This window comes from Paraflavisolibacter caeni, assembly GCF_025628885.1.
In the GTDB taxonomy this organism is placed as follows: domain Bacteria; phylum Bacteroidota; class Bacteroidia; order Chitinophagales; family Chitinophagaceae; genus Flavisolibacter; species Flavisolibacter caeni.
This window is the reverse complement of sequence record NZ_JAOTIF010000041.1, coordinates 1-21,816: the sequence shown is the minus strand read 5'-3', so window position 1 is coordinate 21,816 and position 21,816 is coordinate 1. Positions and strand designations below refer to the sequence as shown.

18 protein-coding genes and 1 tRNA gene are annotated in these 21,816 nt (G+C 41.1%); all 19 read left to right on the top strand.

Annotated features, from left to right (window positions below; all coding sequences use genetic code 11):
• The first annotated feature begins 28 nt into the window (after window positions 1–28).
• Window positions 29–103 (top strand) — tRNA-Cys (locus OCK74_RS26425).
• 16 nt (window positions 104–119) lie between these two features.
• Complete coding sequence (locus OCK74_RS26420; protein ID WP_279300125.1) at window positions 120–1,031, top strand: aldo/keto reductase; 912 nt, start codon at window positions 120–122, stop codon at window positions 1,029–1,031.
• 4 nt (window positions 1,032–1,035) lie between these two features.
• Window positions 1,036–1,305 (top strand): hypothetical protein, encoded by a 270-nt coding sequence (locus tag OCK74_RS26415; RefSeq protein WP_279300124.1) that lies wholly within the window; start codon window positions 1,036–1,038, stop codon window positions 1,303–1,305.
• A 149-nt stretch (window positions 1,306–1,454) separates the two neighbouring features.
• Window positions 1,455–4,376: a TonB-dependent receptor gene (locus OCK74_RS26410; RefSeq protein ID WP_279300123.1), complete on the top strand. Its 2,922-nt coding sequence runs from the start codon at window positions 1,455–1,457 to the stop codon at window positions 4,374–4,376.
• Between the two features lie 89 nt (window positions 4,377–4,465).
• The gene (locus OCK74_RS26405; protein ID WP_279300122.1) at window positions 4,466–5,224 is read left to right on the top strand and encodes a DUF2490 domain-containing protein; all 759 of its coding nucleotides are present in this window, start codon (window positions 4,466–4,468) and stop codon (window positions 5,222–5,224) included.
• Between the two features lie 103 nt (window positions 5,225–5,327).
• A complete protein-coding gene (locus OCK74_RS26400) occupies window positions 5,328–6,620 on the top strand; it encodes a YeiH family protein (RefSeq protein ID WP_279300121.1) in 1,293 nt (430 codons plus the stop codon).
• Between the two features lie 10 nt (window positions 6,621–6,630).
• Complete coding sequence (locus OCK74_RS26395; protein ID WP_279300120.1) at window positions 6,631–6,933, top strand: peptidase associated/transthyretin-like domain-containing protein; 303 nt, start codon at window positions 6,631–6,633, stop codon at window positions 6,931–6,933.
• Window positions 6,934–7,020: 87 nt separating this feature from the next.
• A complete protein-coding gene (locus OCK74_RS26390; protein WP_279300119.1) occupies window positions 7,021–7,875 on the top strand; it encodes a chromate resistance protein ChrB domain-containing protein in 855 nt (284 codons plus the stop codon).
• A gap of 54 nt (window positions 7,876–7,929) precedes the next feature.
• Entirely contained in the window at window positions 7,930–8,382 is a 453-nt protein-coding gene (locus OCK74_RS26385) for a chromate resistance protein ChrB domain-containing protein (RefSeq protein WP_279300118.1), read from the top strand.
• Window positions 8,369–9,571 (top strand): chromate transporter, encoded by a 1,203-nt coding sequence (locus tag OCK74_RS26380; protein WP_279300117.1) that lies wholly within the window; start codon window positions 8,369–8,371, stop codon window positions 9,569–9,571. Before OCK74_RS26385 ends, OCK74_RS26380 begins: the two co-directional genes overlap by 14 nt.
• A 79-nt stretch (window positions 9,572–9,650) precedes the next feature.
• On the top strand, window positions 9,651–10,544 hold the full coding sequence (locus OCK74_RS26375; protein WP_279300116.1) for an aldo/keto reductase: 894 nt from the start codon (window positions 9,651–9,653) through the stop codon (window positions 10,542–10,544).
• A 25-nt stretch (window positions 10,545–10,569) separates the two neighbouring features.
• The gene (locus OCK74_RS26370) at window positions 10,570–11,421 is read left to right on the top strand and encodes an alpha/beta hydrolase family protein (protein ID WP_279300115.1); all 852 of its coding nucleotides are present in this window, start codon (window positions 10,570–10,572) and stop codon (window positions 11,419–11,421) included.
• A gap of 101 nt (window positions 11,422–11,522) precedes the next feature.
• Window positions 11,523–12,143: an RNA polymerase sigma factor gene (locus OCK74_RS26365; RefSeq protein ID WP_279300114.1), complete on the top strand. Its 621-nt coding sequence runs from the start codon at window positions 11,523–11,525 to the stop codon at window positions 12,141–12,143.
• 68 nt (window positions 12,144–12,211) lie between these two features.
• The gene (locus tag OCK74_RS26360) at window positions 12,212–13,276 is read left to right on the top strand and encodes a FecR family protein (protein ID WP_279300113.1); all 1,065 of its coding nucleotides are present in this window, start codon (window positions 12,212–12,214) and stop codon (window positions 13,274–13,276) included.
• Window positions 13,277–13,424: 148 nt separating this feature from the next.
• On the top strand, window positions 13,425–16,685 hold the full coding sequence (locus tag OCK74_RS26355) for a SusC/RagA family TonB-linked outer membrane protein (RefSeq protein ID WP_279300112.1): 3,261 nt from the start codon (window positions 13,425–13,427) through the stop codon (window positions 16,683–16,685).
• Between the two features lie 18 nt (window positions 16,686–16,703).
• On the top strand, window positions 16,704–18,395 hold the full coding sequence (locus OCK74_RS26350; protein WP_279300111.1) for a RagB/SusD family nutrient uptake outer membrane protein: 1,692 nt from the start codon (window positions 16,704–16,706) through the stop codon (window positions 18,393–18,395).
• Between the two features lie 244 nt (window positions 18,396–18,639).
• Window positions 18,640–19,632, top strand: a complete 993-nt coding sequence (locus tag OCK74_RS26345; protein WP_279300110.1) for an alpha/beta hydrolase — start codon at window positions 18,640–18,642, stop codon at window positions 19,630–19,632.
• Window positions 19,633–19,637: 5 nt separating this feature from the next.
• On the top strand, window positions 19,638–20,636 hold the full coding sequence (locus OCK74_RS26340; protein ID WP_279300109.1) for a pectinesterase family protein: 999 nt from the start codon (window positions 19,638–19,640) through the stop codon (window positions 20,634–20,636).
• 466 nt (window positions 20,637–21,102) lie between these two features.
• Window positions 21,103–21,708, top strand: coding sequence for a hypothetical protein (locus tag OCK74_RS26335; protein WP_279300108.1), 606 nt, complete (start codon window positions 21,103–21,105; stop codon window positions 21,706–21,708).
• Window positions 21,709–21,816: the final 108 nt, after the last annotated feature.

Below are 21,816 nucleotides of genomic sequence, written 5' to 3'. Positions count from 1 at the left end.
TGCACTTATTTAAAGTTCATTTTATAACAGTCACGTGGCCGAGGGGTATAGGCGGAGGTCTGCAAAACCTTTTACGACGGTTCGAATCCGTCCGTGACGTCCATTTTTAATCATGTGGTATGGAAAAGATTTATTTAAGTGATGCAGGCCCAAAGGTTTCTCCTGCTATTTATGGTTTTTACAGATGGTATGACGAAGCTGGCAATTCAGCTGCAACGATGGAAAGAATCATTAATCTTTGCTTAGAGCTGGGGATCAATACTTTTGATCATGCTGATATTTATGGGAATTATCAATGCGAAGAATTGTTTGGCAAAGCAATGCGCCGCAAATCTTTTAAAAGAGGAGATATCGTTTTATTTACAAAATGCGGATTGGTGATTCCTTATCCAGGGCAGGCAAATGTCAGGATTAAACATTACGATACTTCAAGAAAGCATATTCTGAAAAGCCTAGAGAACTCATTAAGGCGTCTGAAAACGGATTACATTGATATTTTTTTATTGAATCACTTTGATCCTTTAGCAAACCTGGAGGAAACTGCTCTGACGTTACTTCAGATCAAAGAATCGGGCAAGGTGAAAAATGTTGGTATTTCAAATTTTTCTGTGTTTCAGCATCAATTGCTTTCATCTTACCTGAAGATACCCATTGTCACCAATCATATCGAATTAAATCTATTGAATACTTCTGCACTGGATAACGGACAAATTGATTATATAAAGCAGAAATATATGCGACCACTAGCCTCAGCTCCTTTGGCCGAAGGGCGTATTGCATCAGGAAAAGATATCCAGGCAGTACGAGTGCGTAGAGCGTTGCAGGAGATCAGCCCTAAGTACAATGCTGATATAGAATCGATTGCTGTTGCATGGCTGGTTAAATTAGGGGCTCTGCCGTTGATAGGTACTAGAAGTGAACAAAGAATCAGGAATATTGCCAATGCATTCAATATTCAATTGGATAGTCAGGACTGGTATGAGCTCTATACCGCATCAAGGAGAGAAAATCATAAACAATTTGTAATCTAGTGTTATGAGTGTTGCAAATAACAAACGATATATTATCAATAGCAGGGAATCGGTAAAAAACTTTTTATATGATTTACAGGTAAGGGTCAAGAAAGAAATTGCACCGGAAGATGACTTTTTTGATTATAAGGATGAATACGCGCAACCTGTTTTTACGCAAGAGGAAGCGGAATATTTAGATGATGTTATGCTTTATTGCTATATTTTTTGCATGGATAACTCATTGGATATTCATGAGATAGCTGAAGAGGTGTGGTGTGAGATCTACTTATGAGCAGTTTTTTTTGGATGTTGAATTAGGTAAAATTGTAAGTAATTTTTAAAAAAGATTTTTTTTAAATAAATAGTCCACTATTTTTGTGGGGTAATAAAGTCTATTAAAACTGTAGACTATTAAAGATGTTATCATCCAAAATCAACTACATGCGAAAAGAAACTGTACTATCGAAGAGACATTTATCAAAAGAGCAGGGTATAAAAAGTGTTTTCCGTTTAGTCTTATTGAGCTCTTTCCTGAGCCTGGTTTTCAATATAGCAAGAGCACAAGAAAGTAGTTTAATAGAAGTTTCCGGAAAGGTAACCGATGGAAAATCTCCAATAGCTGGTGTGAGTGTTGGTATCAAAGGCTTTATTTCCGGAACTATAACCAACGATTCAGGATATTTTGCATTAAAGACCAAACTGAAGTTTCCTTTTACCCTTGTATTTACTTCCATAGGGTTCCAACAGCAGGAATTTGTTGTGCATAACACAAGTTCCAAGCTCAACATTTCCATGACTACACAAACCGTATTGGGAAATGAAGTTGTTGTAACTGCATCCAGGGTAGAAGAAGGACGATTGAAATCTCCTGTTGCCATTGAAAAGCTGGATATCAAGGCCATTAAAGAAGCAGCGGCTCCTAGTTTTTATGATGCTCTGGAGAATGTAAAGGGCGTACAAATGCTTACGTCAAGTCTTACATTTAAAGTACCGAACACGCGTGGTTTTAACGTTCCAAACAACTTCCGTTTTTTACAGTTGATTGATGGGGTGGATATGCAGGCGGCAACTTTAGGGGTGCCTTTGGGAAATGCCATTGGTGCGACTGAGTTAGATATTGAAGCAGTCGAAATCACTCCAGGTGCAGCCTCTGCATTATATGGCATGAATGCGATCAATGGAATTGCCAACCTTCAAACCAAAAGTCCCTTCAAATATCCCGGGTTAAGTATATACCAGAAAGCTGGGGTGAATCATGTTGACGGCAAAGACAGGGATCCGAGTTTACTGACAGAGACTGCAGTGCGCTATGCAAAAGTGTTCAATAACCGTTTTGCCTTTAAGTTGAACTTTAGTACAATGAAAGGTACGGATTGGGTAGCCAATGGCTTAGTTGATCAGAATCCTCAAAACCTAGTTACTGCCAATCCCCGCTACCCTGAGCTTTCCGGTGAAAATAATCCTGCAAAGGATCAATGGAGCCGTTATGGTGATGACAGGCAAGCCCGCCAGACTATTACGGTTAATTATCAAGGCAGAACAGAAACCTTCAATGTTGCCAGAACAGGTTATTTAGAGAAGGACCTGGTTTCTCCAACTGTTCGTAATTTAAAATTTGATGGAGGTTTATATTATAAGATCAATGAAAAGCTGGAAGCATCCTATAATTACCGTTATGGAATTATGGATGGAGTGTTTCAGCGTGGTAACCGTATTCAACTGGATGGGGTAACCGTTCAGAATCATAAAGTTGAATTGCGTGGTGCCGATGTCCTGTTCAGGGCCTATATGTTGAAAGAGAATACAGGAAATTCTTATAACCTGAATCCTTTAGCATACAGCTTAGATCTGAGCAATGCTTCAAATGCCGTTTGGGGTACACGCTTCAAAACTGAATTACAAAAACAATTGGATAATAATGTAGACCTGGCTGCTGCAATGGCTGCTGCAAGATCTGTTGCTGATCAAGGTCGTGCGGAGCCTGGTACAGCTGCGTTCGAAAATCTGAAAAATGTTATTGTAAATTCCAACAACTGGGATGTGAAATCGGCCACATTGCCTAATGGGGCACCCAATGGAGGTGCTGCAGTATGGCAGTTCAGTAATACTTATCATGCAGATTTTCAATATAACTTTAGTAAGATCAAATGGGCAAACATCCTGGTTGGGGCAGACTATCGCTTGTATGAAGTGATTCCTGATGGAAATACCTTTGTTGACTTTTCAAGACCTCTTGATGAAAGAACAGTACCAGATAAAAATGGATCTTTTGGTAAGAATCAACACTATCAGAAATATGGCGCATTCGGGCAGATCACCAAACTGTTCTTTGATGATAAATTAAAAGTTTCTGCTTCTGCAAGAGTTGACCGGAACCCTGAGTTCAGTACGAAGTTTAATCCCCGTATTGCATTAGTTTATACGGCTGCGCAAAAGCATAACTTCAGGGCTTCTTTTCAGAATGGATACCGATTCCCTGCATTGTTTGAAGCTTTGTCTTTCCTCAATAACGCCAGTGTACGCCGTGTAGGTGGCTTAGCAAAAGTGAATGAAGGTATTGGCTTCCTGGAAAATTCTTATACCTTGTCTTCCCTGGATATCTTCACTGCAGCCGTGAATGCTGATGTAAGAAATGGTATGACCACCAATGATGCAGCACTTAAGAACCGTAACCTGTTGAAAGTGGCCAACCTGCCAGTAATGAAACCTGAAAGCATTAACTCTTTCGAGATAGGTTATAAAGCTGTTTTACTGAATAATAAGTTAAACGTGGACTTTGATGCCTACCACAATTCTTATAAAGGTTTCTTAGGACAGGTTGAAGTATCTGTGCCAACATCTGGTGCTGTAGGTTCTGATGCAGCTGTACTTGATATGACTGTTCGCGCTAAACAAAACCGTTACAGGGTTTACACTAATGCGAAGAATAAATATGATAGTTATGGTTCATCTCTTGGTGTGACTTACAATTTTTATAAGAAGTATACTCTGAGTGGTAATCTTAATTATAACAAGCTTTCGAATAATCCAAGTCCTGACATTTTCTTAACTAGCTTTAATACTCCCGAATGGATTGCTAATGTATCTTTCGGTAACCGTGAGATCGTTAAGAATGTGGGCTTTAATGTAGTTTGGCGTTGGCAGGATAGAGTGTTCTGGGAAAGTACACTGGCTAATGGTGAAGTGCCTGCTTATTATACTTTTGATGCCCAAGTAAATGTTAGAGTGCCAAAATTAAAGTCAACTGCTAAAGTAGGAGGAAGCAACGTTTTAAATAAGCGTTACATCCAGTTTGCTGCCGGACCTACTATTGGTGCACTGTATTATGCATCAATTACAGTGGATGGTTTGTTGAAACATTAATCATATTTAATAAAGGGATGGCAATAGAATCATGCTGTCCCTTTTTTTCAATACTAAGGAATATTTCATTACCCTAGTAACATACGACTGTGAGCAAAAGATTACTCTTTATATCTGCCTTCATCCTTACGGTTACCATTACTATCAATGCCCAAGAAAAACAGACTCAAACTGTTGACCAGATATGGGTGGGTTATTTTAATCAAACAAGAATCAGTAATAAGTGGGGTATTTGGTTTGATGGACATTTGAGAACTAAAGATGATTTCATTGATGGTTTTTCTCAAGGTATTGCCAGGTTTGGGTTGACTTATTATCTAAAAGATGCTACTAAGCTAACGGCCGGCTATGCATATGTGCACCATTTTCCGGCGGATAATCATAAAGATGTTGCTCAGCCAGAACATCGACCATGGCAGCAAGTACAATGGCATACAAAGTATGCTAAAATAAAGACTATGCAATGGTTTAGGTTAGAAGAGCGATTTCGCAGGAAGATTCAAGATGATGCCCACTTAGCTGAGGGGTACAATTTCAATTTCAGGGTACGTTACAACTTTTTATTGCAATATCCCTTAAGTAAAAAGTTGTATGAGCCCAAAACCTTTTCACTGGTTTTTAATGATGAGGTACACATCAATTTTGGAGACCAGATTGTTTACAACTACTTTGATCAAAACAGACTCTTTGTAGGCTTTAATTACCAGGTGAACAAGCATGACCAGCTACAGTTTGGGTATATGAATGTTTATCAGCAACTAGTTTCTGGTGATCAGTACAAATCAATAAATGCAGCAAGGTTATTTTATTTCCATAATCTTGATTTAAGGAAGAAAAAGCAGGGCTGAAATTTGATGACCATCAATCATGAAATAAGGAGATAAATGTTTTAATTAAGAGAGTGGTGTAAGGCAAAAAGAAATAGAAGGCGAATACTTCAAACATATAAATATGTCGTCAACCAACTTACTTAACACCTCATCAACAATTCATAAGTTAACCATACAGGAAGATTGGGTGGTTGTTTTGATCGGTTTTCTGATCATTGCAATCACCCTTTTTGGTTTCATTGTACCTGTGCCTGTTTTTGGTTGGAAAAACGTCGCAGAGTTAACAACAATAGTTTTATCTGCAAGCAACCTGACTATTATTGGATTACAGTTCGTTTTTGTCGCTTGTATCGCAGTCTTGGGTGCTTTGCTTACAGGCAAGCGCATTCAAATATTTCTGTTTGCATTTCCTATACTCTATATTTTAACTATTGTTGCCTTAATTATTTCAGGTAATGGTATCGTAAAATCTATTAACCTTGAGGCTGTGATTTTTAGTTTGACCATAGGTTTGCTTATCGGGAATCTATTTAGCCTTCCTGCCTGGCTAAGTGAAGCACTTTCTACTGAGTTATTTGTTAAGATTGGATTGGTTCTTTTGGGAACTAGTGTGCTTTTTAGCGACATTTTAAAAGCAGGTTCATTAGGATTGATACAGGCATTGATCGTTGTATTATCTGTATGGTATTTTGCTTTCTGGGTTTGCAAAAAATTTAAAGTTGATGACGAAATGCGTATGATGATCTCCAGTGCAGTTTCTATTTGTGGCGTATCTGCAGCTATTGCCACGGCTGGCGCAATCAAGGGAGATTCGAAGAAGTTATCATATGTTATTTCGATTGTACTCATTACTGCTGTTCCCATGATGATCTTCATGCCCTATATCGCCAACCATTTTCATTTTCCACAAACTGTAACCGGAGCGTGGTTAGGCGGAAGTATTGATACAACCGGTGCGGTGGTAGCATCAGGTACTTTGGTAGGAGAAATTGCTTTAAAGATCAGTACAATTGTGAAGTTCTCTCAAAACGTTTTGTTGGGTATTGCCGCTTTTGCCATCTCTGTGTACTGGACCTACACCCAACATTCTGAAAATGGGAATCAGGAGCAGAAGCCAACTTTAAAAGTAATCTGGGAACGCTTTCCAAAGTTTATTTTAGGCTTTATAGCTGCCTCACTTTTGTTTTCATTTTTTATTACTCCTGAAACTACGGCAACTGTAAAAGATAGCTTAAAGAACTTACAGGGCCTGTGGTTTGCATTAGCCTTTACCAGCATTGGGTTGGAAACTAATTTTAAGGATCTGTTTCAACAAAATAGCAGAAAACCTTTATATGCTTTCCTAATAGCACAAGTGTTTAATATTTTTATTACACTTGGTGTTGCGTTTTTATTATTTGGAAGTGAACATTAAATAAAATGATATGATCCTGAAATGTGTAATAGGTATGCTTCTTCTGCCAGTCATGCTTTTACAGCCAGATACTGTAAAGAACAGTTATACTTTGAATGGTATTGTTGTAGATAAAGTTAGCGGCAAGCCTTTGCCAGATATTTACTTATACACTGTAAAAGGCGAGGAGGAAGCAATAACAAACCAGCGTGGTGAATTTAAATTAATAACCTGGAAAAAATTGCCTGTAGTATTACATGTTCGAAATGTAGGAAAAGAATATATACAGGTAAAAGTTACAGATCCTTCAGAGAAGATCGTTGTAAAGCTCTAATCCTTTGCCTCCATGTTGTTTTTAGTAAGTTAAGCGTAGATTTGGCTGGTAATCAGTAATGATCTTCATTCACTAGTCTTTGCATTCATGAAGTGGATAACGAGAGAGCATCCCAAAATTGACCGTATAGCATGTCCTTGGTTAATCAAGCGTTTTATTGACCATGAAGCAGAAATCATTTATGTGCCCTTTGACCAGGTGATTGCAAAAGCTGAAGAACTGGGTGCTATACCTTTCGATATTCCTGGTGTAGAATTTACCCACTATAAGGATCTGTGTACTTTTGATTACTTCGTTTCCAAATATCAAATTAAGGATCCTGCCATTCATACACTGGCGGTGATTGTAAGGGGTGCAGATACAGACAGACATGATTTGGCTGCACAATCATCAGGTTTGTGGGCTATTTCTGCAGGACTTGCATTTAATTACCAGAATGACCACCAACTTTTGGAAAAGGGCATGATGTTGTATGATGCTTTATACAGTTGGGCAAAGCATCTCCAAAAAGAAAAGCATACACAAAACCCGGTGGAGCACTTGCTTGTTGATGTGTTCCACAAATTTTTACATCAAAAGTCAACCGGCAGAAAAGTGCCTGCATGGGCCAGAGAGTTGAAAGAGATGATACAGGACCAGATTGATACCAATATCACTTTGAAAGGGCTGTCAAAGGACCTAGATATACACCCTGCTTATCTCTCGAGAGAGTTCTCCAAGTATTTTGATAACCTCTCTTTTGGTGAATACATTCGAAAGTTGCGCATACAAAAGGCGGTCGAGTTGTTGCAATCTACCACTTATTCTCTTACTGAAATAGCCTATCTGACCGGATTTTCGGATCAAAGTCATTTTACCAGGATCTTTAAAGCACAGGTTGGGCAGAACCCTTCAGCTTATAAAAAAAGTTTAGAGAAAGGTAAAGAGGATACAAAAGGTTAATTTCCTTCTATTTTATGCCGTCTTATTTTCTAACCTTGTGCCAAATTTCATCATATGAAATGGATCACAAGAGAACGGCCCAAAATAGACCGTATTGCCTGTCCCTGGCTGATCAAGCGTTTTATAGACCCTGATGCCGAATTTATATATGTGCCTAAAGAGATCGTATTCAATGAGGCTAAAAGAATCGGCGCTATTCCTTACGACATTCCCGGAGCTGAATACTCACATTATGGTGATCAGTGTTCTTTTGATTATTTCATCAAGAAGCATGATTTAAATGATCCTGCACTTTATCGATTGGCTGATATTGTGCGTGGAGCAGATACAGACCGCTTTGACCTGGCACCGCAGGCTGCAGGCTTGTGGGCCATATCGGCAGGTCTATCCTACAATTATGCTGACGATCATGAGCAACTGGAAGTAGGGATGAAACTGTATGATGCGCTGTACAGTTGGGCGAAATATGTTCCTCACGAAAAACATACATGGAATGCAACAGCTTAGAAATAACCAATTAACCACTGCTTATTCTATAAAAGAACCGGCTGCTGAGGGGCTTCACCCTTATTCACTGCGGCAACTGGTTCTTTATTTTTTGAAATTAGGCACTATTGGATTTGGTGGTCCTGTAGCTCTTGTGGGATACATGCATCGGGATCTGGTTGACGATCGCAAGTGGATCAGCGAAGAAGATTATAAAGAAGGTTTGGCCTTATCGCAATTAGCGCCAGGTCCTTTGGCTGCCCAGTTGAGTATCTATATTGGTTATGTTCATTATAGAATATTAGGTGCTACCCTGGCAGGGCTGGCATTTGTCCTGCCTTCATTTTTTATCGTGCTTGCATTGGGGGCTGCTTATATTCAATTCAACGGATTGCCCTGGATGCAGGCAGTCTTTTATGGCGTAGGGGCTGCCGTTATAGGCATTATTGCTATAGGAAGTTATAAACTGACTTCCAAGAGCCTGGGTAAGGATTGGTTGTTGTGGGCCATATTTCTAGTGTTGGCCGTCACGACATTTATTACTGAAAACGAGAACATCTGGTTGATCTTATTAGCTGGCTTTATCGTCTGGTTTTACAGGACCCGTCCAAAGCTCAACTCGCAAGTCAACTCTGTTCTTTTATCTCCAGTTTTGCTAGGCATCGGCACTTTCTGGCTCGATGGCAAACTTTCTCAAATTGCCTTGTTCTTTTTTAAAGCCGGGGCCTTTGTGTTTGGCAGTGGATTGGCAATTGTCCCTTTTTTGTATGGGGGCGTGGTCAAAGATTTTGGATGGCTCAATGAGCAGCAGTTTTTAGATGCGGTTGCTGTTGCTATGATTACTCCTGGTCCCGTGGTGATAACCGTAGGTTTTATCGGTTATCTGGTAGCAGGTGTGCCGGGAGCTTGTGTAGCTGCATTAGCCACCTTTCTGCCTTGCTATTTATTTACGATCCTTCCGGCGCCTTATTTCAAAAAGTATGGGAAACATCCCGCTATCAAGGCATTTGTGGACGGGGTGACGGCGGCGGCAATTGGAGCTATTGCCGGTGCTGTGATCGTTCTTGCTAAAAGACAGTTCATAGATTTTCCATCAGTCCTGATAGGTGTTGTTACCGCTATTGTTCTATTCCGGTATAAAAAGCTCCCTGAACCATTGGTGATCCTGGTAGCGGCTCTTATTGGATTAATCATCAGGTTGTGGGTGTAAGTGGTTGAAATTAAAAAGGGTAGATTTTCATCTTTACATCTTATTAATATTTATCATTGTAGTTAATAAGTATTTAAAAATGGATAAAATTTACCTCAGCGATGCAGGACCGAAAGTTTCACCTGCTATATATGGTTTCTATAGATGGGATGATAAGGCCGACAATTCGTTGTCAGAAATGGAGAAGATCGTTAATCTTTGCCTTGAATTAGGCATCAATTCATTTGACCACGCAGATATTTATGGTGGCTACCAGTGTGAAGAGTTATTTGGCCAATTGATCAGCCAGAGGGCTGTAAAGAGGGAAGACATCGTGCTTTTCACCAAGTGCGGGCTTAGGGTTCCACATTCTGACCATCCAGAAGTACGTGTAAGACATTATGATACTTCAAGTGCGCATATCCGTAAGAGTGTTGAGCAATCATTGCGCAAGCTGAGGACAGATTATATTGATATTTTTCTCCTGAACCATTTTGACCCTGTGGCCAACCTCGAAGAAACTGCGTTGACCTTACGGCAATTAAAAGAGTCTGGCAAGGTAAAGAACATCGGAGTTGCCAACTTTTCCGTCTTCCAGCACCAGTTGCTGGCCTCGTACCTGAATATGCCTATAGTGACCAATCATATTGAATTAAACCTACTGAATACATCCGCTTTGGATAATGGTCAAGTAGATTATATCAAACAGCGCTATATGCGCCCATTGGCATCTGCTCCATTAGCAAGCGGACAAATTGCCAATGGAACAGATCCTGTAGCCAAAAGGGTGCGTGCAAAGCTGGAAGAGATCAGTCCAAAGTATGGTGTAGATATTGAGTCCATAGCAGTAGCTTGGTTGGTGAAGTTAGGTGCCTTGCCTCTGATCGGTACGAAGAGTGAACAACGTATCCGGAATATTGCTGGCGCATTCAACATAGACCTGGACAAGCAGGATTGGTACGACCTTTACGCAGCATCCAAAGAGACGTTATAGCCATTTTTATTCAATTGATCTCACAATGACGGTTTCCAAAAACATCCTGATTACCGGATCTGAACAAAAGCCTATACCTCTTGATATCTTTTACCAGGAAGTAAAGCCCAACCCGGTGGTCATTTATGCCCATGGTTTTAATGGCTTTAAAGACTGGGGAAACTTCGACCTGATTGCCAGGCAATTTGCTGAAACAGGTTTTACATTTATCAAGTTCAATTTTTCTCATAACGGAACTACGCCATCAGACCCGGAAAATTTTGTTGACCTGGAGGCGTATGGAAATAATAACTATACCAAAGAGCTGTATGATTTGCAGGCAGTTATTGACTGGGCTTTAGATGGGAGTAATCCCCATGCTGCTGCCATTGATATCAACCGATTGTTCCTGATCGGGCATAGCAAGGGCGGAGGTATTGTGCTATTAAAAGCTGCAGAAGAAGAGCGCGTAAAAGGTGTAGCCACATGGGCATCGGTTAGTGAATGCAAAACGCCCTGGGGCAGTTGGGACAAAGAGAAAATAGAAAAATGGAAGAATAGTGGCGTGGAGTTTATCACCAATAGTCGCACAAAACAGCAAATGCCTATATATTTCCAATTGTATGAAGATTACCAGAATAATAAAGACCGGCTACAGATTCTGGAAGCCGTAAAACAGTTAAAAGTTCCCATTCTTATCTGTCATGGCATACATGACGAAGCCGTACCTGTTGCAAAAGCTCGTGAACTGCACCAAGCCAGCAACAATTCAGAACTTTTTCTGGTTGATTCAGATCATGTGTTTGGACGTAAGCATCCCTGGACAAAGCCTGTGTTACCTAATGCTATGCAGCAGGTAGTGAGTAAAACAACTGGTTTTTTCGCTGCAATAGGTTAAGGGAAATAGAGCATCTCACTCAAATAAATCATTAGTTGACATGGTTTCATGTCAACTTTTTTATTATATGAATAAGGTACTACCGATAAATAACAATATTTTTGAAAGTAGCCTATAAAACAACTTTTGTACTTCAGCCGATCGACATGGATAAACAAACCTGGCAACATATTATTGATGGTGATCAAGAAGCCTATTCCCGCATTTATATTGGCTATTTCAAAAAACTATTTAATTACGGCAGGAAGTTTACCGTGGATGAAACGCTCATAGAGGATTGCATACAGGAAATGTTCATGGATATCTGGGGTAAGAAGGAGAAAATGCTGGAGGTTGATTCTTATAACAGCTATTTCTATTCTTCTTTCCGTTTTATACTCTTCCGGAAAATGAAAAATGCCGGGAAAACTGTCCAGAGCAATGAGTTTGAAGATGAGCCAGAATTTTCTTCTGAGTATCTCCTCATCAAGAGAGAAACGGATAGGGAAATGCAACAAGCTCTTCATTCTGCTTTGGGTGAGCTGACGCCCAGACAGCGGGAGGCTATCTTTTTGAGGTTCTATGAAGGTCTTTCCTACGAAGATGTTGCGACCATTTTAAATATATCGGTGAAAGCGACCTATAAGATCATGGCGAGGAGCCTGTTGACTTTGAAGGAGCATATGGTGCTGCCATTGGTGTTGGTAATTGCGTTGCTTCGGATGGGTGAATTGAGGGGTTGAAAAGTTTTTCAAAAATATTTTTAACACCGTGGGGTAAAATATTTCTTTCCTGACACTAAATAGTATCAATGACCAATTCTAGTAACAGATATACAGATTTTAGAGCGGAGGACTTTATCTGTGATCCTTTTTTCCAGGAGTGGGTGATAGCGCCCAATGAAGAAAAGGAACTTTTCTGGAAAGACTTCTTAGCTAACTGCCCAGATAAAAATGAAGCTGTGGAAAAAGCCAGGGCGGTATTGCTGAATATCTCGTTTGCAGAGCATTTGCCGAGTGATGACTTAGTACAACGTTCTTTGAATAGACATCTTGAAGCTATACTGAACTCTGAGGGCGGAAAAGTAGTCAGGATGAAACCTTTTACCAGCAGGTTTGGTAAATTACTGAGGGTGGCAGCTGTATTTGGTGGAGTGGCTTTGACTTTGTTTTTGGCAACCCAGTTCTTTAGAAGTGATAAAGCGGAGAAACTGGCTGTGCAAACTGAATATGGAAAGTTGAAGCAGGTTTTGTTGCCCGACAGCTCGAGCATCGTCCTGAATGCTCACTCAAAGATCGAATATAATAAGGATTGGAATAAAAGCAAGAAGCGGGAAGTGTGGCTGGAAGGTGAAGCCTTCTTTGATGTGCGGCATTTGAATCAAGATACGATGAATGTAAAAGCACACGATCATTTCATTGTACATACGGAAGACCTGGATGTGGAGGTGTTGGGTACATCCTTTAATATTCGGCAAAGAAGGGGAAAAACAGAGGTGGTGTTACAAACGGGACGGATTAAACTATCTTTTAAAGATAATAGCCATGAGGATATTATCATGAAACCAGGAGAAGTGGTTACTTACAATCCTGAGGAGAATGATTTCAGCCGGACGACAGCTGTTCCGGAGAATTACACAGCCTGGAAGGAAAAGAAGCTCCTTTTAAACAATCCAACTGTTGATGAAATAGCAGCGTACCTGGAAGATAATTTTGGAAAGAAGATCATTCTACAGGATGATGCTCTGGGAGAACGAAAAATTGAAGGCCCCATTTTGCTCACAAACCTTGACGACGCATTATTTATTTTATCTACTGTATTGAGTACGGAGGTTATTCGTAAGGACAGTAGTACCATTATATTACGACACAGGTAGCATTGCATCGAACGTGAAACGGGAAGTGTCCATTTGTAATATGTCTTAACTCTAACAAACATAGCTGAATATTCACTATTCTCGTTTCACGTTTGTTGTTTATATATAGATCGTGCCCTTATTTATTCACTGACGTAAATCTAAAATTATGCTTGCTTGCCATCTAAAAAAGGTGCTGGCTATCCTATTGCTATTCAGCATCCAGCTTCATGCTCAAAACAAGTCTGTTTCTCTTCGTGATGCATTAAAGAAAGTGACTAAGACTTTCGGTACACAATTCGTTTACGACCGTCAATTGATTGAGGGAAAGACTACAACTTACAACTTAGACGACATTTCCAAGAAATCTACAGAAGAGGTATTAAAAGGTATATTATATCCCAACAATCTCGTCTTTTTATATGTAAGACCTAATTACTACACCATTGTTGCAAAAGAAAAACTGGGAGAGCAACAGCAAAAGACGAATAATGTTCCTGCTGAAGGTGTTATTGTTTCGGAAGCTGTTACCAGCTCAGGCAAGTTAAAGGTTACGGGTACTGTTCTAGATAGTACCAATAAAGGGATCCCTAATGTAACTGTAACAGAGGCCGGGACAAAAAATTCAACCCTCACGAGTTCAGACGGCAGTTTCCTGATCAATGTAGCCGGCAGACAATCCACGATCATTTTTTCATCGGTTGGTTTTTCAACAAAGCAGATAACTATAGGTAATCAGAGCCAGCTGACTGTTCTGATGGAACAGGCCAATGCAAAATTGGATGAAGTCGTTGTTATTGGTTATGGAGCTGTAAGAAGAAGAGATCTTACTGGTGCTGTCAGCTCTTTAAAGTCAAAGGATATTACAGCCATTCCAGTGAGTAATGCACTTGAAGTTTTGCAAGGGAAGGTAGCCGGTATGGATATTACCAAAGTCACTGGTGAGGCGGGTGCTCCAGTAAGGGTGAACTTAAGAGGAAACCGTTCCTTAACTGCTTCTAATGATCCATTGATATTGGTTGATGGAATTCCTTACGGAGCAATGCTTGACCTGAATACGTCTGATATCGAATCTATGGAAGTGCTGAAGGATGCGTCTTCTACAGCGATCTATGGTTCCAGGGGAGCAAACGGCGTTATCCTGATCACTACCAAAAAAGGCAGGTCAGGCAAGCCCATTGTTTCCTTGTCTGCTTATTATGGCGTGCAAAGTCCTGCAGGTTTACCTGAAATTCAAAATGGTGACCAGTATGCAACCTTTAAGAGAGAAGCTTTCAGAACAGCAGGCATTACTGATGATAATAAAATATTCAACCCAGGTGAGCTTGCTGCCATCAATGGTAAAGTATATGTTGACTGGATGGATGAAGTTTTGAAAAATGGTTCTACATTGAATACAGAGCTCAGTATCGTTGGCGGAAATGAACAAACCAGTTATAATGTATCCTTTGGACGTTACAATGAAGAAGGTCTTTTGCGCAATGATCAATTCAAGCGTTATAATGGTTCGGTTGGTTTGACTTTCAAGCTGACCAAGAGTATCAAGATCGGAGCCAATGCCCTTTATACTTATAAGGACAATGACAAAAGATATGATCCGCTCAACCAGGCGAATAAAATACTGCCCTTTGGTACGCCCTATGATTCTGCCGGGCAAATTATCCTCTATCCTGTACTTGGACAAACTTTTGCGATCAGTCCTTTAGCTGATGAAGTAGATGGTGCCTATGTTGACAACCGGATTGGTAAGCGTTTATTTGCTACTTCTTTCCTGGATTGGAAGGTCACTAAAGACATCGTATTCAGATCTACTTTTGGATTGGATCTGCAAAATGACCGCAGAGGATATTTCAGGGCGAAACAAACCATTCAACAGAATGGCGGGCTTTCTGCATCAGGTATTGATCGAAATGATGCCACCAATTATACCTGGGAGAACACACTTAATTACAATAAAATAATTGGCCAACATGATCTGAACTTCCTGTTGGGTAATAGTATTATTAAAAATTCATTGGAGTCTGTAAGTGCTTCGGGTAACGACCAAGTAACAGATCTCAACTCCTTCTATAACCTGGCATCCAATTCAAGTTCTATTGCTATTGCCAGTAGCCTGGTTGAAAGCAATCTTAAATCTTTCTTTGGCCGTGCTAATTACAAATTTTTAGGCCGTTATTTACTTACTGCTTCTCTCAGAGCTGATGGCGCTTCTGTATTGGCAGAAGGAAACAAGTGGGCTTATTTCCCTTCAATAGCTGCAGGCTGGAGAATTAGTGATGAAAGCTTTATGGAAAATGTAAAGCAGATCTCTAACTTAAAGCTTCGCGCCAGCTGGGGTATTTCAGGTAATAGCTCGGTTCTTCCTTACCAGACATTAGGTAGTTTAGGAAGAAGTGTTTATGCTTTTGATGAAACGGCTGCATATGGCTATTATCCAAAAGATATCTCTAACCCTGATCTCAAGTGGGAAAAAACAGTTACCGCTAACCTAGGACTTGATTTTGGATTGTTCAACAACAGGATCACCGGTTCTGTGGAAGTGTACCAGAGCAAAACCAGCGATCTGTTGATGCAAAGGATTCTTCCTACCACATCAGGCTACTCCAGCATCCTGGAAAATGTAGGAAAGACAAAGAATAAGGGGTTTGAGGTTTCATTGAGCACTGTCAATATTGCTGCTGCAAATCCAAGAGGGTTCAAGTGGATCACTGACTGGACTTATTTCAAAAATAAAGAAGAGATTGAAGAACTAGCCGGGGATGTAACACGTGACCTTGCCAACAGTTGGTTTGTAGGTGAGCCTACGCAAGTATACTATGACTATCAAAAATTAGGTATCTGGCAAACCAAAGACGATGCTGAAGCTGCAAAGTATGGACAAAAACCTGGTGACATTCAAGTTAAGGATATCAACAATGATGGTAAGATCACAGCAGTGGATGACAGGGTTATTGTTGGTACTGAGCGGCCGAAATATACATTCGGTATCAACAACAACTTCCAGTATCACAATTTTGATCTTACCGTGTTTCTTTATGGAAGAATGGGACAAACCATAAGGAGTGAGGCCAGTGGAAACTATAAGATCAGTGGCCTTGAAAATGGTCCTGTTGTAGACTACTGGACACCTGAGCATGCCACTAATTCACATCCCAGACCAGACAAGGACAAGACCTCCAATAGTGCCTTTATGAGCACCTTGTATTATGTGGATGGGTCTTTTGTCAAGATCAGGGATATTACGTTAGGATATTCTTTACCTGAAGCTTCTATAGAAAGGGCCTGGTTAGCAAGACTCCGTTTTTATACCACACTAAAGAACTTCTTTACGTTTAGTGATATGAATCCTTATGATCCTGAAAGAGGAGGTTCTATCTCTTTCCCTATGACTAAACAGGTTGTTTTTGGTTTGAATGTTTCTTTTAAATAATCCCGAAAACTGAAAGTTATGAAAAGCGTATCTATAGCCATATTCACCATATTTACCTTATCACTTGTGTCTTGTAAAAAAGACTTCCTGAAGGAAGAGAACATGAGTGGTATTACAGCCGATCCTTTTTATTCAACTGCGACCGGTATGGAAGCTCTTGTGAACACCTGTTACACCCCACTACGTTTTTGGTTTGGTAAAGAGGGAGGTGCTTCATTAACGGAATTAGGGACCGATCTTTTCCTGAAAGGAGGTGATAATCACCATCCGCAAATCGCTACTTATGATCCTATTAGTTTCAACAGCCAGAATGATGCGCTGAAGCTGTATTGGGAACGTTTCTATGCGGCGGTTAATGACTGTAATACAGCTATTGCACGTATTGATGCATCTCCTTTACCAGAAGCTATCAAGACGCTCCGTAAGGGTGAAGTGCATTTTTTAAGGGCCATGTATTACTGGCTGATTGTAGAGACCTGGGGTGGTGTGCATTTGACCACTGAAGAGTCGAAAGGGGCGACTGTTACTGCCAACAGGACGCCAGTAGAAAAGTTCTATGATCTGATCTTCAGTGATCTTGATATTGCTATTGCCAATCTTGAAGTAAGAAAGTCACCTGAAGGTGGCCGTGTTACCAAGCCAGCGGCAGAAGCTTTTAAGGCAAGGATGTTATTAACCAGAGGTAAATACCAGGAAGCTGCAGCTCTTGCTAAGAAAGTGATCAGTGACTATAATTTCAAGCTGTTTGACAATTATGCGGATCTGTGGAAGATGGAAAACAGCAATGGTTCAGCAAACTCTGAAGTGATCTGGTTTGTCAATTATACTGCTGATGATCTCCTGAATAAGGACATTGAGTCCATCAATGGCTATTCGCAAGAAGCAGCATCTTTCCTTACTGAAGGTGGCCACCAGTTGCACATGACATTTACGCCCCGTTACGATTTTCATGAAGGTGTCAAGTTAAATGCAGCTGATGATGTAGGCTTTCAACGCTATTCATCCTCTCAACGTTTGCTCACCTTGTTCAATGATACCATAGACCAGCGTTATGCCGGTTCCTTTAAGGAAGTGTGGTATGCCAATAATGTGAGTGATAACATCAAGTATACAGAGATGAAGGTGGGTGATACTGCTATATACTGGAGCAATAATGCCTTATCGCCAGCTTACAAGCAGGCGCGGGCAAAAAGATTTGAGATCCTTGATATCAATGACCTGTTCAATCCTGATCAATCCCTTAAAGACAACCGCAACTTTATTGAAATGCACAAGTTTGCTGATCCTACGCGTTCCGGAATTTTTATATGGAGGAGCAAGCGGGATGCTTTTGTACTCCGCATTTCTGAAATGTACCTGATTGTAGCGGAGGCAGATATGCAAAGCGGTAACATGCAGGAAGCTGTTACTTATATGAATACTTTAAGGACCAAGAGAGCTAAGCCGGGCATGGAAGGCGCTATGCAAATCACTGCTGCTAACATGAATATTGACTTTATACTTGAAGAGCGTGCAAGGGAACTAGTAGGAGAACAATTACGCTGGTTTGATCTGAAACGTACCAATAAATTGATCGAGTATGTAAGGAAGTATAATCCTGATGGTGCCAAGAACATTCAGCCCTATCACATGTTGAGACCTATTCCTCAATCACAGCTGGATGCTGTTACTAATAAAAGTGAGTTCACGCAAAACCCCGGATACAATTAATTGAGACTAGTTATCAAGAAGCAGGCAATGCAATCAAATGCCTCTTGCCTGTTTCTGTAACTAGATAATTAAAATCATTAAGTGGAGAGGCATTTATCCAATTTCAACTGAACAAAATACAGCCAATCCCAACTTGACCCAAAATCCAAACTATTAATGGAAAATGTGTATTGTCCTGTAAGATTCTTTCCCATGAAGAAAGGTCTTTCAGGACTTTTTATATTTACCCTTTTAAAACTTCATTATGCAGTTTAGAATCCTGCTTGCTGTGGTTTTTATTAGTTCCTGCTTTATTGCAGGCGCACAGTCCACAGCCGGCATTACCGGGAAGGTTGATACCTCTTATTCTACCTATAGTGCATACCTCTATACTCTAAAGTCGCATCCAGATATCAAGATCGTACCTGAATATAAATCTCCATCTATAGCAGAGGAAAGAAATATCAGCTACTGTAAAGTGGGAGAGCGCAGCTTATTGGTGGATGCTTTTTACCCGAAGCCGGAAAGCCAAAAGGGAAGGCCTGCGATCATGATCATTCATGGGGGAGGATGGAGGACCGGAAGCCGGACACAGCACTATCCTTTGGCACAACGATTGGCGGCATTGGGTTATGTATGTTTTACGCCTGAATACAGGCTCTCTACGGAGGCGTTGTATCCTGCGGCTGTACATGATCTGAAAGCTGCATTGAGGTGGATAAGGGCTCATGCCAAACAATACAATATTGACACTGCTCAAATTGCTGTATCAGGTTTCTCTGCAGGTGGTGAGTTGGCTGCATTTATGGGGACTACAGGTGGCGATCCCCGTTTTGAAGGTGAGGAGTGTCATACCAATTATTCAAGCAGGGTTCAAGCCATTGTTGACCTGGATGGTACACTTTCCTTTGTGCATCCTGACTCAAAGGAAGGAGATGACAGCCGATCCACTTCTGCAGCTACTTATTGGTTCGGTTATTCTAAGAAGGATCAACCTGATTTATGGCAGGATGCTTCGCCTTTGGCGCATGTTGGTCCAACTACGCCACCGACTTTGTTTATCAACAGTTCTGTCCCCTGGATGCATGCCGGAAGAGAAGATTACCGCAAGGTGCTGGATCAGTATGGCATTTATTCTGAAGTACAAAGCTTTCCGGATGCTCCGCATTCGTTTCCCTTGTTCCAGCCCTGGTTTGAGCCGACTGTACAATATATTGATCAATTCCTAAAGAAAGTATTCAATCATACCTCAAAATAAATCAAGTGAAGCAATATCTGTTTATCCTATTGTTTTTGTTTTCCATTACGGGTAATGTATTCAGCCAGACAGGCAACCCGCAGCAGTACAAGTATGTGTTTACAGTAGCTAAAGATGGGAGTGGGGATTATAAGTATATCCAGGATGCCATCGATGCCATGAGGGTATATCCACTGATGCCCATTACCTTGTACATCAAGAATGGTGTGTATAATGAAAAGATCGAGTTGCCGGCCAGTAATACAGATGTCACCTTTATCGGACAGAGTGTGGATAGTACGATTATCACTTTTAATGATCATACTGGTCGTGGAAAAATCAATACGTTCACTTCTTTCACCGCCAAGATTGTAGGTAACCGCTTCCGGGCGGAGAACATCACGTTTGTGAATAGTTCAGGACCTGTGGGCCAGGCAGTAGCGCTGCATGTAGAGTCGGACAGGGCTGTATTTGTAAACTGCCGTTTCCTTGGGAACCAGGATACGATCTATGCATCGGGGGAGAATAGCCGACAATACTTTTATAACTGTTATATAGAGGGTACTACAGATTTTATTTTTGGTCCTGCTACGACTGTATTTGAGGCATGTACGATACACAGTAAGACAAATTCATATGTAACTGCAGCCAGTACCACTCCCGGTAAAAAGTATGGTTATGTATTTATTGATTGCAAGCTCACGGCAGCGCCAGGTGTAGATAAGGTGTACCTGGGGCGGCCGTGGCGTGCCCATGCGAAAACTGTATTTGTCCGCTGTCAATTAGGATCGCATATAGTGCCTGAGGGATGGGAGAACTGGGGTAATGTGGAGAATGAGAAGACGGCTTACTATGCAGAATATAAATGTACGGGGCCGGGTGCTGTGCGGACGGGCAGGGTAAAGTGGGCGAAGGAATTAAGTGATAAGGAAGCGCAGGAGTATACGGTGGAGAAGGTGCTGGGGGCTGGTTCGACGGTGGTCGTAGAAGAGCCGGTTTGGTATCAAAAGAAGAGAGATTATTGAGGGATGTGTAAATTGAGGGGTTCAAAACTTGGCAGGTGGGGGTTGGTTTTGTATCTTTAGGACCAGCTCTATTGACTCCATTAAAAGCCTGGAAGGCGTTCAGCCTTCAGGTTGTTTTCCCCTTCTTTATGAGCAGTTGCTCAATTCAGATCGAAGCATAGTCGAAAGATGGTCGAAGGATAGTCGAAGGATGATCGAAGTAGCCTAGGCTTAAGTACGGCTATGGTACGGCTTAGCTATGGAGTAAGTATGGGGGAAGTAGGGGGAATGGAGGGATGCTGTTGGAATACTCTAGCCTTACTTAAGGTATACTGATGGTATGCTTCAGGTATACTTAAGGTACGAAGGATGGATTCTGTTGAAGCGGACAAAAGCGGTCATTTCCTGCCATTTTAGGCCAAAACGTCCACAAGGTTTTTGGTTGTGAATGGGGTGGAGTAGCTTTAGGGGGAAATGGATGAGCAATATGAAACAGGTCTATATCAATAGTAAAGAAAGGGTGGTGATCAAGGATGGCAAGCAGGTGCCTTTCTTGTTGTTGGGTATGATCCGGGGCTCGATTGGGAAGTGTTTTGTGGTGAAGCATTATCGGGGCAACAAGAAAAAGAAGTGGAAAAAAAGGATTGTGATCACCCGCTACCCGGACATGAGTGGGATTGTAGCCTCTGAAAAGCAGCGGGTAAGGAGGGATTTGTTTAAGGAGGCAGTGGTGTATGCAAGGTGGATCCTCTCGGATGCGGAAAGGAAGGAGGCCTTCCGAAAGACCCTGCCCCGAAAGAAGCGGAAGCATGTGTACCAGGCAGCTATACGGCTCTACATGAGGATGCAGGGAGATAAGCAGTGGCTGAGGAAACAGCTGGCGGTGAGGGGGATGATGAGCACAGGCAGAAGGGAAATAGCTGATGTGAGGGTGGTGAAGGGGGAATGGATGGTGGGGAATGGGAATAGACAATTGATAAGTCATGATGAGAGAGGAGCGTGTATGATGGTATGGCAGAAAAGAGTAGATAGATGTTTGGAACTAGCGGGCAATCATGGTTTAGAAGATCATTTAGAAGCATTACGAATTTAGAGGAGCAGTATCACTGATCAATTGGTTGAAAGGTAGCCTTTAGTTGTTTGTGTAAATAGAATTTCTGTTTCTGTATTAGCGGGTCAAATAAAGCGATTGGGTTGAAGG